General features: G+C 38.0%; 13 protein-coding genes. 6 read left to right on the plus strand and 7 right to left on the minus strand.

Features of this window, described 5'->3' with window-relative positions:
• Position 1: 1 nt before the first annotated feature.
• From drmB to ACO067_RS03120, 5 genes are read right to left on the minus strand one after another with little or no spacing between them, the layout of a single operon-like run.
• Positions 2 to 2,218 carry a DrmB family protein gene (gene drmB / locus ACO067_RS03100; RefSeq protein ID WP_421870652.1) on the minus strand — a complete coding sequence of 739 codons (2,217 nt, stop codon included), beginning with the start codon at positions 2,216 to 2,218 and terminating at the stop codon, positions 2 to 4.
• Entirely contained in the window at positions 2,215 to 6,351 is a 4,137-nt protein-coding gene (locus ACO067_RS03105) for a helicase-related protein (RefSeq protein WP_421870656.1), read from the minus strand. Before ACO067_RS03105 ends, drmB begins: the two co-directional genes overlap by 4 nt.
• Positions 6,348 to 8,861, minus strand: a complete 2,514-nt coding sequence (locus ACO067_RS03110) for a hypothetical protein (protein WP_421870659.1) — start codon at positions 8,859 to 8,861, stop codon at positions 6,348 to 6,350. Before ACO067_RS03110 ends, ACO067_RS03105 begins: the two co-directional genes overlap by 4 nt.
• Complete coding sequence (locus tag ACO067_RS03115; protein ID WP_421870662.1) at positions 8,858 to 10,606, minus strand: NERD domain-containing protein; 1,749 nt, start codon at positions 10,604 to 10,606, stop codon at positions 8,858 to 8,860. Before ACO067_RS03115 ends, ACO067_RS03110 begins: the two co-directional genes overlap by 4 nt.
• A 3-nt stretch (positions 10,607 to 10,609) precedes the next feature.
• Positions 10,610 to 12,373, minus strand: coding sequence for a DNA cytosine methyltransferase (locus tag ACO067_RS03120; RefSeq protein WP_421870664.1), 1,764 nt, complete (start codon positions 12,371 to 12,373; stop codon positions 10,610 to 10,612).
• A gap of 109 nt (positions 12,374 to 12,482) precedes the next feature.
• On the opposite strand from ACO067_RS03120, the gene ACO067_RS03125 reads away from it, so the two are divergent.
• Entirely contained in the window at positions 12,483 to 13,103 is a 621-nt protein-coding gene (locus tag ACO067_RS03125) for a recombinase family protein (RefSeq protein WP_421870666.1), read from the plus strand.
• Positions 13,104 to 13,370: 267 nt separating this feature from the next.
• Here ACO067_RS03125 and ACO067_RS03130 read toward each other — a convergent pair whose 3' ends face one another.
• Positions 13,371 to 13,598, minus strand: coding sequence for a helix-turn-helix domain-containing protein (locus ACO067_RS03130; protein ID WP_421870669.1), 228 nt, complete (start codon positions 13,596 to 13,598; stop codon positions 13,371 to 13,373).
• A 315-nt stretch (positions 13,599 to 13,913) separates the two neighbouring features.
• Between ACO067_RS03130 and ACO067_RS03135 the strand changes: the two genes are divergently transcribed.
• Both ACO067_RS03135 and ACO067_RS03140 read left to right on the plus strand, forming a co-directional pair.
• Positions 13,914 to 14,162 carry a hypothetical protein gene (locus tag ACO067_RS03135; RefSeq protein ID WP_421870672.1) on the plus strand — a complete coding sequence of 83 codons (249 nt, stop codon included), beginning with the start codon at positions 13,914 to 13,916 and terminating at the stop codon, positions 14,160 to 14,162.
• Between the two features lie 224 nt (positions 14,163 to 14,386).
• Positions 14,387 to 14,647: a helix-turn-helix domain-containing protein gene (locus ACO067_RS03140; protein ID WP_421870675.1), complete on the plus strand. Its 261-nt coding sequence runs from the start codon at positions 14,387 to 14,389 to the stop codon at positions 14,645 to 14,647.
• Here the strand turns inward: ACO067_RS03140 and ACO067_RS03145 are convergent.
• The gene (locus ACO067_RS03145) at positions 14,644 to 15,063 is read right to left on the minus strand and encodes a helix-turn-helix domain-containing protein (RefSeq protein WP_421870678.1); all 420 of its coding nucleotides are present in this window, start codon (positions 15,061 to 15,063) and stop codon (positions 14,644 to 14,646) included. The genes ACO067_RS03140 and ACO067_RS03145 overlap by 4 nt on opposite strands.
• A 175-nt stretch (positions 15,064 to 15,238) precedes the next feature.
• On the opposite strand from ACO067_RS03145, the gene ACO067_RS03150 reads away from it, so the two are divergent.
• From ACO067_RS03150 to ACO067_RS03160, 3 genes are read left to right on the plus strand one after another with little or no spacing between them, the layout of a single operon-like run.
• Entirely contained in the window at positions 15,239 to 17,161 is a 1,923-nt protein-coding gene (locus ACO067_RS03150) for an integrase catalytic domain-containing protein (protein ID WP_421870680.1), read from the plus strand.
• 4 nt (positions 17,162 to 17,165) lie between these two features.
• Complete coding sequence (locus ACO067_RS03155) at positions 17,166 to 17,858, plus strand: AAA family ATPase (protein ID WP_421870683.1); 693 nt, start codon at positions 17,166 to 17,168, stop codon at positions 17,856 to 17,858.
• Between the two features lie 41 nt (positions 17,859 to 17,899).
• Positions 17,900 to 18,700, plus strand: a complete 801-nt coding sequence (locus tag ACO067_RS03160) for a hypothetical protein (RefSeq protein ID WP_421870686.1) — start codon at positions 17,900 to 17,902, stop codon at positions 18,698 to 18,700.
• Positions 18,701 to 18,714: the final 14 nt, after the last annotated feature.

The raw sequence follows: 18,714 nt of genomic DNA on the forward strand, positions 1-18,714 counted from the left end.
CTTAAGGTTTTAAGGCGTTTGTGAAACTTCTGAAAAACCCAAACTCAGGATCGATCAATATCCTTCTATCCAATGCCAGATTCCACTCTTCGCAGGCGGTTTCTGATACCAACCCACATGAAAAGCAGGCAGCCAAATTTAGATTTAGAATACCTTGACCCTCGGATTCCCAACAAAGTGGATCGGATGAGCAATCCTCTGCTCGTTCCAAACAATCCTGGATCAATTTTGAGATTCGCTCTGGCTGGGCCTGCCATACTATTCCACCCATAGAACCTTCGGAACCCTCAGCTGTATAAATCAACAACCCTGACATTCTTTCCGAGATATAAAGTCGTTCTTTGAGACTGGCTGTTGGATAACCACACGAGAATTCTAACTCCCTCATCAATAGATGTGAAAATGTATGTATCAACAAATGCTTTGGACCATGATCACCAATTCTTTGGCGAAGAGATGCTCCCTGATCGTTCACCCCACCAGAACCAGTTAATTTTGACAATCTTTGTGAAAGTAGAGTTGATAGAGAGGCTTCCCAAGCCTTGATCTTTTCTTCATTAAACTTAAAGAAGATCCCTTCGCCAAGAGATCTATTTGCTGGCAGCACGTACAATTCATTGGAGTCGATCGAGTATATCTCTTTGCCTTCAGAAGGGACTATGTTACCCGAGGCATCTTTTATGCGTTCATTTGGCCTAACCCGTGAAAAGTTTAATTGTACTTGTGAAATCTGCAAATCCTCAACTTGTTGGATCTTATCAAAATAGCTTTGTAGTTGGGTGGGGATATCAATGTCAGTTGCAATTAGACCTTGCTCATCAATTTTTGGGTTTCTGGTGAAGCAAAAATATTCCTGCCAGCGATAATGTTCGTGAAGATCATCAGGAGCTTGTTCCTGTTGACCTAGAAAAGATGAAATAATACCATCTATAAATTTATAAGGGTTCTCCAAGTCATCAAACCCATTTTCAAAAAGGAATTCTTCGTTGATCTTTTCATTGGCCCATTGTTCTCTTGGTTTTTCAAACTTAGTGCCTTTTGTCCTATTGTATTTTTCTTCACAAATGTCCAAAGCCTCCTGGAGTTCCCTTGGCCTGCCCTCGGCCAAATGTTTTGGGATGTAAAGACTGGAGAAGCCATTTGAAAAGTAAACATTATTTCCGGTCACTAAACTTTGTTGCATCCTTTCTCTATTTCCATTTATTGTTGTGCAACTTTGATCGTAAGGAATGGAACCCTCTGGATCATCATGATTGATTTCCCATGGTTTATGCCCGGGACAATTTGGCTTTAAGTTATTGATACCTTCAAGATTGACTTTCCTATTCCCATCTTTCCCGCTTCCCATGCCACAATTTTTACACTCGATATAAATACTTCCATATCCCTCTGAGCGTGTTACGTTTTCCGACCACTTGAGATCTGGTGAGGTACAACACGGATCAATTTCGAATAAATTGGTACCGTTATCATTACCTATCGGATCTTCAGTTTTCCACCTAAGGAACCTTTCCCATGGAATATCTGAAAGATGCCCATTAGGACATATAAGGATCAAGTTCAGTTGGGATAGTTGTTGAAACAATTTGTATTCTTCGAGTACTCCATCTTCCTTAATCTTTGTTGTCAGAATTACTCCTCCGTATTTTAATGGAAATGTTGCATCCCTTGGCGGGGCAAACATCTTGAGTTTATTTCCTTTTTTCAGCCACAAATTTTTCCATTGAGAGTAGGTCATTAATCTACCTTTCCCGTTTTTAAACCATTTTGGAAAGTGTGTTCCAGGTACAACAAAATCATCGGGCCTTGGCTCTTCACCTTTATCTTTCAGTTTGGCCATTATCGGGTTATTACTGACTTTAATTGAGTTGAATTGCTCATTAATTGATAGGTGAGGTATTGCCACTAAAGTGATCAGGTTGTTAAGATTCTTCTCGATCTTTAGGAATTCAACAAACCTTTCATCGTCAACCACCTCATATCCCATTTCCTTGATACGTTTGTTTGATCTTTCTATCCATTCGAACTTTTCCTCATCAATCCTTATTTGAGAAACTACCGCAAGAATTTTCCTAATGAACTTCCATTTATTTATGTCTGAAATCAGTACATAATAACCAAGCTTTGAAGTAATGATCGATCCAACCCCAGCTGTAGAGGAAAACAATTTGGCTTTGCTTACTCCCTGATTGTATTGTGTTTGGTTAGTTACTCTCATTTTGGAAATATTTTAACTACGGCTTCTGGCTCGATAACTCTAAGTGATTGAGGGATTTGCCATTTGTCACTATCAAAGTTATCCTGGTACTCATCAACATCTATATACAACTGTTCCTGGTTAGTGGATTTTGACCCTTTATTGTTGAAAACAAGTTGTCTCCCTTCATCAAGCACCTCAATCCCCTTTGACCTCCACTCAGAGATCGTGTCGTGAACCCATGCATTGATATTCTCCAGATCTTCAGATCTTAACAAGTTCTTTATTTGATCGCCAATATCAAGTTGTGCCATTGATTCCTCTCTCTTTTGGAAATAGCTTGTAAGGTGGCGGATCATTTCGGTAATACTATTCTCATCGAACTGAGTTATTTCTGATGCAGAGCGTCGATCACTAAACTGAGAGATCGTATGCCTGATGATGGTCGCAACGTACAATCCCAAATATCTTTCCAATGCCTTTTTTGTAAATGGGGTTATTGAGATTGGCTCAACGTAGCTATACATCTTTTCATGGAATTCAATGAACTTTTCGTAATGTGAAACGTCCCTCGCTCGAAAAGGATGGTGCACTGTAAGCACCAAGCCTTCTTTGTCTCGTGCTACTCTACTACTTGCCTGGATATATTCAGCAATGTTGCGAGGCATTGAGTTCATTATGATGCAGTTAAACCTTGAAACATCAATACCTACTGAGATCATATTCGTGGCAACAATAAAATCAGGTGGAGATGCTCCTGGTCTTTCCTTGCCATCGATCCTATTTGCAAAGCGCAGTGTCGGAGAGAATGAGGAGCTAATCCTATCAAGTTCACTTTTTACTTCTTCTCCAGATAAGCGTCCAGTGAGTTCTCCCTCTCTTATGGAATAAGTGTAGATCGGATCCATCATTTGTCCAGGTCGTATTACCCGGTGGAAAACCTTTCTGATTTCCTTGAGAATGTAAGTCTGAATCTGCGATTGTGTTTTGCCAACTTCACGAAGGCTATTGAAGTAGGAAACTATGGAATGATAATAGTCCATAGCTTTTAGAAGGTCTTTATTATAAGTTCCAATGTCCAGGAGATTGTTCCGACCTACATGTTTAAGTTCGAAGATCGCCCGATGAGTTAAAAGAATTGCAGCGAGCCTCATTTGCATCCATATCTGTGTGCGGCCTGTTGGAAAAAAACCCATATACTTCCTTTTGGAGATATACTTTGGCTTATCCACGTTACCTTCTAAGAAAATCCTTTTGTAAAAGGAAAAGAACGAATCATCGCATTCAATGCCAGGCTTGGGAAAGAGATTGACCTTACGATCAAAAAGGGCCATTATTTGGAGATCCGTATTTCTGGTGGTCGCTGTGGAAGAAATGACCTTGGGTCTTATTGTTAGACCATTCTCATTCCGAGTACAAAGTCTTTCTATTGCAGATTCAAATAAAGCAACTGCTGATCCTAATGGCCCTAAAAGTAGATGCAATTCATCTTGTATGATCAGGTCAGGAGTCAAGTAACTAGTTGGCTTTCCTGATTCCAAGTTACCTCGACCGAATATCCTTCTCGAGTCATTTTTTCGTGACTTACTATCATTTGAAACTTTATGAGCCAATTGAGCAAACTTGTCAACTGTACCAAACAATAGAGCCGGTGGATGAAAATATATTTCCTCATCGCTAAGGCTAACTGGAATGGGTCCATGTAGAGATGTTCTAAACCTATGTCTCAGTGGCCAACTAAATGCACACTTCAAATCAGAGCAATTAAGGTGAAGCCTGTTGAAATTGTACAGGTCCTGGGGGTCGGATTCAACCGCAGTTGACGGCTCTAATTTACTACCACACCAGGGGCATTGTTTAAAAGGCACCCTGTTACGTTCATTATCATCCCGCAGTTTTTGATATTCTTCCTGAAGTTCCTCTAATTTATTTGGCAATGTTCCTTTTCCTACCCAGAGTCCAATGTAAATGGGCTCATCTCCAAGATCAAAAATATCCCACCTCCGAACCAGTTCAAGTGCCATGATCAAGAGAGTAGCTCGTTGGAATTGTTGTAGGGTCAGTAATCTCAGCGTGTAGCGCATAAATACAGCAGTACCCCCTCCGGCAGCTCCCTCGGACCTTCTCCGGTGAATGATGGTCAAAGCAATCAATCCAAGGTAAGCTTCTGTCTTCCCTCCACCTGTCGGGAACCAGACAAGATCAACCAAAGAATTCCTGGCATCCCAATTCAGATCATCATCCAGCTTAAAAATTCCATCTAAGTTTAGTAGAATGAAGGCAAGTTGAAAAGGTCTCCATGAAGCCGGATTGGTTCCAAAAAGTTTATCATCACAGTTTCCATAGAAATCTTTATTGAACCCTATGAAGTCCTCTTCTTTAAGCTGGTTTTTCAAATTGTCTTTTTTAGCATTTACCGAGTGCCATAGTTGCATGAACATGGCTGTGTTCATCAGTCTGAACGTCTCCATGTTTTGATCACTATCTGCCAGAATCGATTGAATGTTACGTAACATCCTGTCGGCATCTTTTTGACATTTATCCAATTCCTGATCCCTGATCTCTTTTTCCTTTTGGTCATGTTTCAATGATCTTTTCGTTTGGATCCAATCCTCATACGCCTGCACAAATTTTTCAAGGCCTTCAACAACCTGGGAGTTGGTTGTGTCAGACAATGTCGAAAGCCATTTAAACTGCATATATAGGTTGTCCTCGAATATCTCCCGAGGTTCAAATGAATCTGTCGAATACCGTTTATCTTTTGGTATAGGATCAACATCTGGTGTATCAAATTCAGGAATATATTCTGTGAATACTTTCTTTACCTGGTAATCGACTCTCCAGCCTACTGAACACCCATGACCGATCGCATAGTCGTGAAACTGTCTATAAATGAATTGATTAACCCGATCCTCGTCATATGATTGCTGATCCGATCTAAGATGCAATTCTTTATATGGTACTAAATGGGCACTTTGAACTTCCAAACGAACATCAAAAAACATTCGTTGGTTGACCAATTCATTAAACACCGAATAATACCTATTGTCATCAGCTGATTGTATGTAAGGTGAGGACGTGTTTTGAACCTGCACCTTTATAAACGTGTTTTCGTCCTCCTGCCTGGTGTTCCTGCTAAGCTGAATGTTCACTGACAAGGACGCATGCAAGTCGTTGGCCAGTGGGAAATGGAATATCTTATTGAGGATTTGATGCTCTTTGCTGCTATAGATCTTTTTACCAGTTATCTCTTCTGGAACAGGTTCAGGAAGGCTAATTGTTTTAGATAAAGGAATAGATTTCCATAGGCCGTATCCACGAGAATCATGAATGGTGATAAGGTCTTTGATGTGAGCAATAAAATTTTCGACAGATTCGATCGAAATAATGGTCTGATACAATTCATTTCTCCTGGCTTCCTCGTAAGCCGTATTCTTTAATTGCTTGAAAAGGAATTCTTTATAACCACTTAATGGTTGATCTTTTTTATCAGAGCCAAGATCATTGGCTTTCCTTCGATCGATCTCTCTGAGTTCCTGTCGGACATCACTTATGTCTTCAGTAGTCAATGAGTTCAATGTGAGGATGGTATTTTGTCCGATTTGCTGGATGTTCAAACTGGATCTGAGGGTTCTGCTTTCTTCTAACTCTGCCAAAAGGCGTTCAAACTCTTTCCGATCTTGTTCAAGCAATAACCCGAACCTAGTCCCAATGCCCTTCCTTTCGATCTTTTCGTAATATCTGCCAGACAGTATTATCTTTATATCATTATCTCCTCGAATGCCAGACCCTAGACAACAGGTCAGGCCCATTGTATTGGGATACATTTGGTTGATACTTAGCGAATCCTCCTCATCGATATCAGGATCATCGTTAAACCCTGAATTTTCTTCGTCATCTTCGTCCTCACTGTTTTCCACTTCAGATCGTGCAGTTTCACTCCTATCTTCCGGAAAAAGGATACCGGAACTATAAAAGGCACCAGGAACACTATTGATTAGTTCATTCGTGTATTGACCTGGCTCAGATATCTTCAAATCATTTGCAAGCGTCTCAACATCCTCGGTATCGACATACCTATAGCCTATTGCACCAGGGCCGATTATCTGCTGACGGATGAACTTGATAAGGTCTTTTCTCTTTTCAGCGATCATGAGTATTTTGTTTGGACTGAACTGACTTTTTCTAAATACAAATTAGGCCGGGCAAGATCAACCCAAGCCGAAAGCTCGATATCCCTGTTCACCGAATTGATCCCGATCTCTTCCAAGTCATGTATTGATGCTATCTCCCTCCACAGTTCTGAGGTAGCTTCGACCGGTGGATCATCAAAAAGACCAGAATCGATCATTTGAGTGAATAACTTATTCATCTTAGAATTACTGATCCGGCTAAGCTTCTTTTCCCTTGCACGCTTTTTTAGCATAACACGGAAATATACTACGGGAAGTTCGAGGTAATCACAAATCTCTTTGAACACCTTCTTATCCCTGGGTATAAGGGATTTACTTTGCGGTTCAAGCCATTCATTTTCGAAATAGTTCCTCGAAATCATTTGTGAATTAACCCCATTTATTCGTGATTCAAGATTATCATATACCTGGTCAGGTGTTGAGCTACTGGCCTTTCGTTTTAGGAGTTCTTTCCACAACCTAGTATCACCCTGGCCAGTTGGTATTCTATAATCTGCTTTTAGTTTTTTGATCTCAATCTCCTCATCTTCTGTGACTTTAAACAAGTTAAGATCTTCATAGAGGGATTCCAATGATTGAACCATACAGTCAGATCCGTTACTCATTTCAAGCAAGTCTTCAGCCCTCATAGTCGAAAGATGTTGTCCTATTCCTTTTTTCACAACAAGTAATTGTGTAGGGTAGTAAGTCCTGCAGAAACTACCCTCAAACTCAACAATTACAGAGTTGGTATCTGATGATCCCTCATATTCATTATCCAGATCCCATAAATGATCGAGTGAACCGAATTCCGGTTTAGTAGACTTTATCACTTCCTTGAGTTCTTCCCATTTTAGAAATTCCTTTCGGAATGGGTGGTCAAGTAATCTCTCAGTAAAGTAATGTTGATAGGAATATTCGTTGTACCGATAATTCTTATTGAAGAACATACTCAAAAAGAGACCCATGGGCCTGGTTCCGTTATTTAATTTCGTTTCTATCAAGTTGGGATAGATATTGAAATTATGAAAACCTGAATCACGATACTCCAGAATTATGACCCTTCTTTTCTCAGCTGGATCAATCTTCTTCCACGTTGTGAATTTACCTGTTCCAAGAGCTGCCTTTAGCTCGATAAAAAGATCCTTATGGTCTAGTATTTGAGCAGGAATTACAATACAAAGATCCGCATTCGCATTTTGGATTCGCTCCGCAAGACGCAGGTCAATAACGACTGAAAGAAGATCCTCCAAGGCATTTCGTATTTCATACAGAGCATCTGGACGAAGTAGATCAAGCTCCGAAGCGGTAACAGCAGTAACAATACTACTGTTAGGAGTATCTTCGAACAAATCTCTCAAGATCAATTGTTTGATCTTCTCATTGAAGCACAGAGAATAGATATTGCGAAGTTTGATCGATGTTAACTCCCTAAGACCTTCATTATCTTCAACGGATCCAACAAAATGATCATAGAAATCGCTTTCGGACCCGATCATTTCAACACCTATCGAATCTCCTCCTCTGTTTTTAAATAATTGACCTACTTCATTCTGGGATATTATATAGGAATCAAACCCTTTACTGTCTGGCCTGTGGAAATAATTAGATAAGATCCTTGATAACCGGTTGATTTCCAGGTTAAGTCTGAAGGGCCCACTATCAAAACTGATGATCAATAAATTTCTGAATCTCGTCTCCTGACTTTGGTTCATATACTCGAGATTCTTAAAGTTGAATTTTTTATTTACTGATTTGGAATCACTATTGAACAGAATAACATTCTCGATCTCATCAAGTAGATAGGTGTCTTTTCTGATCTGAATTTCATCTAGTTTATCCAGATCTAAATGGTTATTCAGCACTACGTAAGAAGTTTGAGTTAGCTCCTGCGCATGAAGATCGACATTGACAGTGTCTGCTGGTCTGACGACCCATTGAAGATCATCCCCAGTATCCAGAAACTGTTCTGTTAAGGCTTTGAGTGTATTGATCAGCGTTCTGGGAATTGGTAGATTATGGTCACTGTCATCATTTTGGATCAATCCCTTGTAGATCTTCTTCAATTTCCTTAACTCCTTCCTTTCAGCCTTCTGTTGCGCATACGCTCTATTGTATTTTTCAGGTCCTAATGTGATGTTCTTGCTTAATTTCCTCTCAATAACAGCAAGTTGATGTCTAAAGAAGCAATTGGTACATTCATCACTTTCACCATCTTGACGGAAACTTTTAAGATAGAACTTCACCGAGATAAACTGAAGTATTTTCAGCATCATCGCTGAAGAAAAACAAGGCAAATGGAGATGTGTGAATTTTAAGGTTGACCCAGCAAAGTTGAGTTCAGAATCCAATACCCTGTTGATATAATTGAGTATCTGGCTCTCAGAACTTTCGGAGATACCTAAATACTGAAGTATATCACCAAAATCTGTAGAAGGGTCTTTTAAAAGCTGAGGCAGGTGCTTCTCAATATGATCATCTATTGCTTTCATGATGTCAAAACCAATATTTCCAGGTGAGAAATAGCCCGCGTTATTCCGACATAGATCTCGTATTTGTTCTCCTCTTTCGGTTCAGATATTACGAGAAAGACATTCTCTTTCTCAAGACCCTTATACTTTAGCATGCTTGTGTACCGAAGGATGTTAGCCTTGTCAGATATATTTGATTCGGTGAGTTCTTCTACATCCCTCATTGTAAGCCAGTAGTGCATTCCTGGTTCATCACCATAAGTGTCTTTCAAAAGCTGCGACTCAACAAGGATTATACAATCGCTTCCTCTCAGAGAACTTTTCTTATCTCTAACCGAGGTAAGCACCTTTTTGACAATATGATCCTTGATCAGTTCTAAGGACTTAAAATGGTTTATCTTAACCCCTGGATCTACCCAGTTTGTCAATAGGGATAAGGGATCGTCTACCGATATTAATGAATCAGCAAGTTGCTTTATATCTGGGTTTTGAGCACTTCTCTTTACTTCATTCAGCTTGAAGTGAGCAAAATACTCAGAAAGAAGGTCTGAAATCTCTGTCACCTCACGCCTTTCGAGATAATAGCTTTGATCAATATCATAGAGCAGAAGGCATCTGCCATTAGTGAGGCCATCTCCAGACGGGCCAACTAGCTCATTGATCAAAATGTCAATGCCACGATCGAAAACATCTTGACCTTCATCTACAACTAGATAATCATAATGAGGGATAGTGCCATTTGATGACTTCAACTGATCAAACCCATTTCTGACGTATTTGCTGAATCCCGATTCTGAGGCATTAAGTAAGAGTTGGTGGCTAATTGACGGAATATGTTGTGCTAGAAACCTAGAGTACGTGTTTACTTCGCAGTTTCCAAGTAGACCCCTCTCTCTCAGGACATACTTAGTATAATGCATCAGAAGATTGTTCCAACACAGGTATAAGCCTTTCTTAGTGAGTTGTTCATCAATGAATGCCTTTGCCAAGGTGGTTTTTCCGGTTCCCGGACCACCTTCGATCATAATCCTATCATTCTTTTTCAAGCTATCCAGGATCTCAAGATTAGTAACGTTTAGCCATTCATGTGTGTCCGCATTGAAAAACTGGTTCACGTCTTTAACAAGAGGACTTAAAATACTTCTGATATTCTGAATTTCATGATCTTTTAGCAATGGAAATATCCGGCCGTATTCTTTATGTTTTTCTCGATTGTATTCAAAAACCGACAGGATAAACTTTTCTATAGACTGATCATATTTAGTTGCGGTCGACCTTGTCCATAAAATATTGGGGTCAAGTACAGAAGTATCAAAGGCTATTGAGCTATGAGGAAAGCAAACGGCATGGCATATCAAACTTTTATGACTAACGTTTAGGACGTGATCCTTAATTGTGTATTTGTAACCTTCTGCTTGAATGTATGGGTCCTGAGGGATCTTGGATTCCTCGCCGTTATGGTCATAAAAAAATGTATTGTTATGAAAAGAAATTTTTCCTCCTTTAACTTCCAAAATTATAACCCCTTGTGTGCTGAGAATAAGGAAGTCTATTTGAGCACTAGCTTTTTTTCCAGGGTTAAGTGAGTCGGAGTGAAACGGTAAATGCAGGTCATGCCAGATTAGCCAGTGATGTTTGCTTTTAGAAAGATCTAAAAATAATTTTCTGTAAACTTCAATTTCGCCTTGTAACGGACGACCATCTTCTTTCTGAATAAACCTTTCTAGAAGTTCAATAGGTTTTTGCGGAAAGAAATGTACAGACATAGATCATTTATTTGCTATTGATGATATTTTGTTGATGGCGTACAAAGCCATTACTTGCTTCTTGGGCACAACCGCTTTATGGTTAAAGAAAACTGATCCATTCTGTTTGAAGTCAGGGTCTTTAAACGTGAAACCATCGATTATAGAAGCGACCTCTTCGATGAGGTCTGTGGGTTGCAAAAGCGATTGCTGTGTTCGTCTAGTCTCATACATTTCCTGAAGAGTCTTACCATTCGCAATTCTTTCCGAAAATCCATTGTTGATGGTCTCAATAAACTTGGTGCCTTGTTCAAAATCAGCAATTACATTTTCTAGCTGCTCAAAGAAATTATCAGGGTAATTCTCAGATGGGTAACCATCTCCATTCCCATATTGAACAGAGGTGATCCAGTTGGTTGCCGATCCCTTATTCGTAATGTCATAGTTGGATAAAGTAACCGTTATGTTTCCATACTTAAACGGGTGTCTTCTAAACCGGGAACCCTTGTTCTTCCTTGGAGGGGTCTCAAAGCTCTTTATTAGAGGAGAGTTCAGATTATTCACGCCTTCAAGATTCGCTTCTTTGCAAACATTAGGGTTTATAATCCTTTGTAGTCCTAATTCCTTACGAACAATCTTGGCAAATGCACGACTGACCGAGGGACAAACAGCATTCCCAACTAATCTCAATTTAGATGTTTCAGCACCACAGAACTGGTAAGTGATCGGAAATCCCATTAGAGTGGCAGCTTCCCGTACAGTATGTGTCCGATATTCACCATTGCCTACCCGACTAAACTCGGACTTATAGATTATGGACTCCCGGGATGTTCCGATGTTTGTTGCACAGATCGTCCGGCTCGGACTAGACTCTTTTTCCGGGAATGACATCCGCCCCATATAAGGATGATTGACCTTTAAGAATTGTGAGTTTTTCCATTCGCACTCAAATAAGCCTGTATCATAAAATTGGTCTGACAGCTGAGCGTGAGGGATTGCTATGTCATAAGAAGGGTCTGTCACTAACTTTTTAGGCCGATAACTAAAGGGACTTGGTAATGCGGCTCTAATCTCGCTTAAAGTTCGGTATCCAGGAAGATCACTCTTTTTTTTGGGGGTGCAATGGGTTGGAAAAGGAATAACGATACCCCTTTTACTTATTATTTCACCTGTGATGGCTCTTTTTCTGACCTGAGGGGAACCATAGTCTGCTGAATTGATCACTTTTGAATTACCAGCAATTTTAATAGCAATCTCTTCTGGTTTTTTACCGATAGAAAGTGCCCACTCTGATAAGTCAAGATCTCTGAATGTATATTGCTCTTTTATGTATTTTAGTGAATTAGGAACATTTTCCATAAACCAGGCTTTCAATATAGATTCCGATTTGAATTTTTTGACTGCTACTATTCTTAAGAAGGCTTCTGTAAGTTTAAGTCCCATCGATTTATCAGCTTTCCCAGACTTATTGGAATTAGAAAAGCTAACGCACGGAGGGCTCCCGAGAATGACAGTTGTATCGGGGATAGCATGTATTTCCTCTACAGAGGATTGGAAATCCAAGACATTCTTTGTTTCCAAGTTCAAGTGAAAATTATGATTGTAGGTTTCTATCGCAGGACCAGAGTTATCATAACCTTTGATAATATGAAATCCCTGTTGTCGAAATCCCTCCGAAAATCCGCCAGCTCCACAAAATACATCTACAACGGTTGGATTTGAAATAAACATTATCACTTGAATATTTAAATAAAATGAAAATATAAAACAAATCGCTAAATAACTCACTAATTGTTATCATTTAATCACTGTTATTATTTTTAGCTTGATCCATAAATACGCTCATAGCACTCATTAACTAATTGTTATTGTTTTTACTAGTGTTTAAATTGTAACAATGAAATCCATTATCTACTCCAGGGTGTCGTCCAAAGATCAGTCAACCACTCGACAGGTGAATGATATGAAAAAAGTGCCTGGCTTTGAAATTGTTAAAATTTTCTCGGAGAAATTATCGGGATTTTCCAAACGACTGGATGAAAGACCAATTCTACAACAAGCTCTTTCTTTTACCGAGTCAAATAGTATTAAGTGTATCATGGTTTCCGAAATATCCAGATTGGGTCGAAATACACATGAAGTACTTGGTCTAATCGAAGAACTAAAAAACAAAGGTGTGGCCATCTACATCCATAACATCGGCACTACTATTAATCAGGACGGATCAACCAATGAAATATTCACTAAACTCATTGTCACTATCATGGCAGATCTGGCCAGGCTTGAAAGTGAACAAATGAGTTATAGGATTAAATCAGGGATTCGCTCAAGAAAATCAAAGGGACTTGCTACGGGAAGAAAAGTTGGCACAATAGAAACTAAAGATAGATTCCTTTCCAAACATCAAGACATTCAGAAATATCTACAAAAAGGTTATTCTTCACGAGAAATTCAAAAACTATGTAAATGCTCACCCAACACTGTTAAGAAGGTGAAAGATTATTTATTGTTAAATTAACAATCAACTTAATCCGTCAAATAATTAACAGCGAAACGACAATGAATATTAATGACCTTATCATTCCAGAACAATTTCATGATTCACACTTTCCTCACAAGATAGCCGATGAATGGTTCCTAGTACCAAATGAAGCTAGAACTGAAGAAGACCATATTGTAGAATTTGAATGTTACATGTTCAATAATAATGGAGAAATTGTTCCACACCCCTATAGAATGACCGCTTCCGATTTCGGATTTATATGATAAGAGAAGTTATTTTACGCTATTTATACTTCATCCTCAGAATAAAATCTTCCGGTTCAACTTTGAGTATTTCAGCCAACCTAAAAAGAGTGGTGAGTGTAGGCTGTTTATGTCCATTCTCTAATCTGGAAATATGGGTAAAGTGAGATTCACTTTCATTAGCAAGTCTTTCCTGAGTGAACCCTTTCTCTTCCCGGATCTCTTTCAATACTCTTCCAAAAGACTTTATGATTTCTGACTCTTCCATTCTTGCCTTAAAGGGCAAGCTATTGAGGACATCAGATCGACACCATAGCCTAAAGGCTAAGATGTAATTTAAATTCTATATATTTTCAACCAAAAACATCAAATGAGTGGATTTAAGAACTTTCTTAACGAAACAGATGCCCCTAAAGGGAGAACTCGAACTATTAATATTAAGGTATCGACTCATGACTTTTACAGGAAGACTGCCAGTCATTACGACATTCACCTCACCACCCTAGTTAATAATGTCCTTGAGCATTGGATGGAAGAACATAAATCCGATGTTATTCAAGATATGAAATCCAATCTCTAATGTATGAATCACAAAGATGGCTTAAGACCTGTAGAGATCAACTATAGAGGTGATACTAAGAAAGGCTTCTTTCATCGTTTTGTCTACATGATGTATGGAGGACAGAGTGAAACCAAAGTGTTGATAGAACTCGATAATGGAAAACTCAGGTACTTTGATCCCTATTTTGTTCAGTTTATGGATCGCTCGAATACTACAAATTCGAACAAAAACGACGATCCAAAGGAGGAAGTTATCAGTTCAAAAGAGTAAGATTGAACATGATTTCATTATACCTAACACTACATAAGCATTACGTAAAATCAGCCCTAAAGTCCAAATAGGCATATTTTTATTGTAAATCATCTTAACTATTACCAATATTCAAAAGTTATACTATTTAGTAGTACTTTTCGTAAAATTACTAGTTGAATTTTGTAATATTTTCAATTATCAAGAATAGCAGTTATCTTTAATAGTACAAACTCCTACACATTATGGCTCGCTCAAACAAAGATTCATCGTTAGACTCTATTGCGGTAGCTAAACTCATTCAGGACGCACGCATAGCCAGCAACTTGACTCAAGAACAGGTTTCGGACTTATCCGGAGTTCCCTTAAGAACAATTGTAGAAACCGAAAGCGGAAGGCTAAAGAGATATTCACTGAGTAATTTTATTGCGATCAGCAGTGTACTGAAATATGGCCCTGAGGTACTTATCCAAGAGCTGAAAAAACACCTTCAAAAAAAAGCTTAAAAACTACTGCCCAATTTACCCAATCCAAATTCGTGTTTATAACGCAACTCCAATTCTAATCTGATATCCTCCCTGGTCTTTAAACCATTATCAAAAGATCTAATAATACGTAACCAATAAATTCTATCATCATCACTCCATCCAGAAATAACACTAGCACAAGTCGCTGTTACTTCATCAGAAACAGTTTTAGTCGAGGCTAATTTAAGATCATATATTTCATCCATCGAGAATTTTAATTCTCTAGCTAAAATCGCTAGTTTATCGGAATGGGGTACATTGGAATTTGTCTCATAATTTGATATCATTCCTATTGAAATTCCTGTCTTTTTAGCTAACTCATGCTGCTTTAATCCTCGAAGAACTCTATAGTTCTTCAGCTTTTGTCCGATACAATATTGTTGGATTTTACCCATAATACTGAAGTTAAATTTCAACATAATTGAAATTAAGAAACAACATTCAAGTATTGCTTGATTTTCTCACTAATCCTTCCTAAATCTAACTTACCAATCAAAAAAAAGTGGCCTCATACGCAGTATTCGGCGTATTTCTCAAACCTCCCACTTCACTAGTTAAAATTCACATATTATGAAACCCGATATCATCGAACAGAATGGTGATCAGACAGTAGCTGTCGGATACCTCAAAAAAATTGGTATTTCTGAAGAAGAAATTAATAATGGAATCAAGAAATACCTGGATCAAGAAAGTGAACAATGGAAATGTGAACACCTGACTGCAGGTGAAGAGATTTATATTGAGGCATCATCTCTCCCCGATAACATTCTCAAATTAATCCAGGCATCACAGACCCTCACGCTATCTAAGGGACTTGAAAAAAGAGACATTTTAAGGGGGCAATATAGACTTGACTTAAAATACGCTTATGAAAAAGGATTCGAAGATTTCATCGGAAATTTTACGAAAATCAAAAACGAAAAATCCAGAATCAAACATGCAAAGAAGTATGCCATTTTTCAGGAGTGCCTAAGAATCTATTTTGAAATGAGATGCAAAAAGAATGTAATACTTAAGATTTACAACACCCTTCTTCATATCGGAATCAACTATTATAGAACTCCCAACAGTTTCAGGAGGAAATTTAAAGAAGTGAGACTTTCGGACAATTTTGCTGATTCAATTATACATGGACTGTCTATAGTAAAAAAGCATCCTGCCCAGAAAGTCAATGACTGGATGATATTAAAGATCATCGACCTGATGGGCGAGAAAAAGCTAAAGACAGAAATCCTTGAAGAAATTAACAAGGACCGTCCACTTAAAAAGAAGATCTCCTATTCTACATTACTGAAATACATTACATCTGAAATCAAAAATATCACTGCTGAAAAAAGGTACGGCTATGCCTTCTATAAAAAACACATTGAGCCATATATCAGAAGACAGAAACCAGAATTCAAGTACCAGGTAATTGAAGCTGATGGTAGTAGGTTTCAGTTACCCTATAGAGATGAATCAAATAAAATTCGTTTCTTAAAGATTTATGTGCTGATTGATGTTCATTCATCCCTGATTTTAGGCTTTAGTCTTGAAATGGAAGAAACCACAGAGATGGTTATGATGGCATTTCAGATGGCCTTTGAACATCATGGATACATTCCAGCATGTGTAATCACTGATAAATCATCGGCTCACACATCTGATGATTTTAAAAAATTCAAATCAGATTGCAACTTGTTATATACGACCCTTTGGAGAGAACATCTTCCAGACTTTCCTAATGCTAAAGGTACCGTTGAAAACTTCTTCCGGAACTTTTACATACTAGTAATCCGCAAATACTTTGGTGCATTTGGTATTGGCATGAGTGCCAAATCCGATGACTTTAAACTCAACAAGGATGAGTTAATGAGAATTAAAAAGAATCGTCATCTACTTAAGACGAGAAGTGAGTTAATTCTCTTTGCTGGAACCCTAATTAATGAATGGAACACTCATATAACCAAAGAGATGTCTCCATTGCAAAAGCATAACAATGCTCCAATCATGGATGCAGAGCCGATAAGAGAAGAATTCATTGCCCGACTATGCTGGAATAAAGCTGAAAGGCTAATCAAAAAATGTACTATTCACTTAGGTAATTACGAATATGATGTGGAAAAGAACGACAATAGAATTAAATGGAACGGTGAAATTGTTGATGTCTACTACCACAATACGATGCGTGATTACCTCTATCTTTTCAATGGGGATGAATTCATTGAAAAGATCAACAAAAAGCGATTTTACACAGAGGAAAGTGGATCAAAGTTTAATAAAATCAAGCAGAACAAATCGCTCCGAAAGTATGCATCTGAACTCTATGATGACAACAAGAAAAAGCTAGATGAGATGGAAAAAGATGATCCTGTAATCGGGGTAATTCACGATGCTGATAAAGCTTGCTCTAACGAAAATTATGAGAATTTTCTCATCGACAATTACTTAAGCGACTCTGAGTCGGAAGAAGAAAAGTTTGAAACTCAAGAATTACCTGAACTTAACATCTAGCATCATGATACAAGAACACACATTAGTTCCAACCAAGAACTATGAGAAAATGAAAAGGTATAGTGATTATGCTAGGGAAAAGAAAAAACTGGTAATGTTCATTGCTCAAAATGGATATGGTAAAACTTCATTTCTCACAAATTATCGTGACACAAACCCAGGCAGCTTGTATTTCCGAGTTGGTAAGGGTGAACCAGCGAAGCGTTTTTACTCTCGCTTTCTAAGTGACATTGATCCCAATGAAATACAAGATGTCAACAAATTAATGAAGAAATCATACATCTATTATTTAATGGATAGTGCCTCCTACATCATTAATGAACGATCAGACATTAACTTGATAATGATTGATGAGTTTGGAAACTTTAATAAGAGATATGTCTCCTACATTCGACAGATATGGGATGACATTCGGTATAACTCTGGGATGATATTAGCAGGTCCTCCTTCTGTTCTCAAATCATTAATAAAATGGCAAAAGGAAGGTGAACAAGGCATCAATGAATTGATGTCGCGTGTTGGCCCCAATCGTTTCATTTTCAAAAAATCTAATCGGGCCGATATTAAGTTGATCTGTGAATCAAGAGGTATAAACTCCAGTAAGGAAATCAATTTCTTTTACAAGAATTCTCCAGACCTGAGAATATTACATGCTTTAATAGATAATTACAAAGAAGCTGAACTGGTGATAGCATGAGGGATATTTTCGCTATTCAGTGTCCTAAAACCGAGCAGATTATGGCTCTAAGTAAATGTCCCTATGGAGTATTTCCCTCTTCTGTAAAATCAAACCTATTATTCCAAGAATGGATTAGAAACCTGCATAAGAATGAACTAAAACCACAATTTAAAATTTTTGAAAAAGTAAAAAACAAAGATTGTGATTCTATTTTCGATATGTATTTAGGTCTATTCAAGTCTTGGGGTTTCCGGCTTTACAATGATCAAGTAACGTTAAAAATACCACCTTTCAAGGACGCTGCTGCTTCTGCAATGTATGAAGGTAAATTTCTAATTCAGGACTTTGGGTTCATACACCAGAAACTAGCCTACATAACCAATGAATTAGCTACTCGAAAGTATAGCCTTCTAGAAAAATCTTTCACAACTGAACTCATAATACTTTGTCATCTAAACATTGACCTTTCAATATGTTGGAAAAAGATTATCACAACACCCTGTTCAAAAATTCTCACTCTTTTAGAATACGACTCTTACAAACATAAATATCTCAATCATATCATCGAATATTGGGAGTACAAAGAAGTAGAAGCATTTCCAGAAATCAAGGATATGAATTTATCCGAAATATTAAATTCTATCAACTATTTGTTTGCGTGTTTTAGAGTGAACCTTTTCTTCAATAAGCAAGTATGGGACAATGCTTTTGACTTATATTCATATCTCGATAACGTTAAAGAATATAATAAGAAATATGAGGTTGTTGAGCTTTTTTCTGAATTGCAACGTGACATGAAAAACGTTCTAAAACAGAATGAATTTGATCTTATTCATCAGGAAATTATTTCAAAATATTAGACTAAGTTAGAAAT

Source organism: Marinoscillum sp. (assembly GCF_965229915.1).
Classification (GTDB): Bacteria; Bacteroidota; Bacteroidia; order Cytophagales; family Cyclobacteriaceae; genus Marinoscillum.

Coding starts and splice junctions, on each gene's coding strand:
- ACO067_RS03140 (WP_421870675.1), top strand. CDS start 14,387: ATGGCTCGCTCAAACAAAGATTCATCGTTAGACTCTATTGCGGTAGCT.
- ACO067_RS03115 (WP_421870662.1), bottom strand. CDS start 10,606: ATGTCTGTACATTTCTTTCCGCAAAAACCTATTGAACTTCTAGAAAGG.
- ACO067_RS03105 (WP_421870656.1), bottom strand. CDS start 6,351: ATGATCGCTGAAAAGAGAAAAGACCTTATCAAGTTCATCCGTCAGCAG.
- ACO067_RS03150 (WP_421870680.1), top strand. CDS start 15,239: ATGAAACCCGATATCATCGAACAGAATGGTGATCAGACAGTAGCTGTC.
- drmB (WP_421870652.1), bottom strand. CDS start 2,218: ATGAGAGTAACTAACCAAACACAATACAATCAGGGAGTAAGCAAAGCC.
- ACO067_RS03145 (WP_421870678.1), bottom strand. CDS start 15,063: ATGGGTAAAATCCAACAATATTGTATCGGACAAAAGCTGAAGAACTAT.
- ACO067_RS03125 (WP_421870666.1), top strand. CDS start 12,483: ATGAAATCCATTATCTACTCCAGGGTGTCGTCCAAAGATCAGTCAACC.
- ACO067_RS03155 (WP_421870683.1), top strand. CDS start 17,166: ATGATACAAGAACACACATTAGTTCCAACCAAGAACTATGAGAAAATG.
- ACO067_RS03160 (WP_421870686.1), top strand. CDS start 17,900: ATGGCTCTAAGTAAATGTCCCTATGGAGTATTTCCCTCTTCTGTAAAA.
- ACO067_RS03110 (WP_421870659.1), bottom strand. CDS start 8,861: ATGAAAGCAATAGATGATCATATTGAGAAGCACCTGCCTCAGCTTTTA.
- ACO067_RS03130 (WP_421870669.1), bottom strand. CDS start 13,598: ATGGAAGAGTCAGAAATCATAAAGTCTTTTGGAAGAGTATTGAAAGAG.
- ACO067_RS03135 (WP_421870672.1), top strand. CDS start 13,914: ATGAATCACAAAGATGGCTTAAGACCTGTAGAGATCAACTATAGAGGT.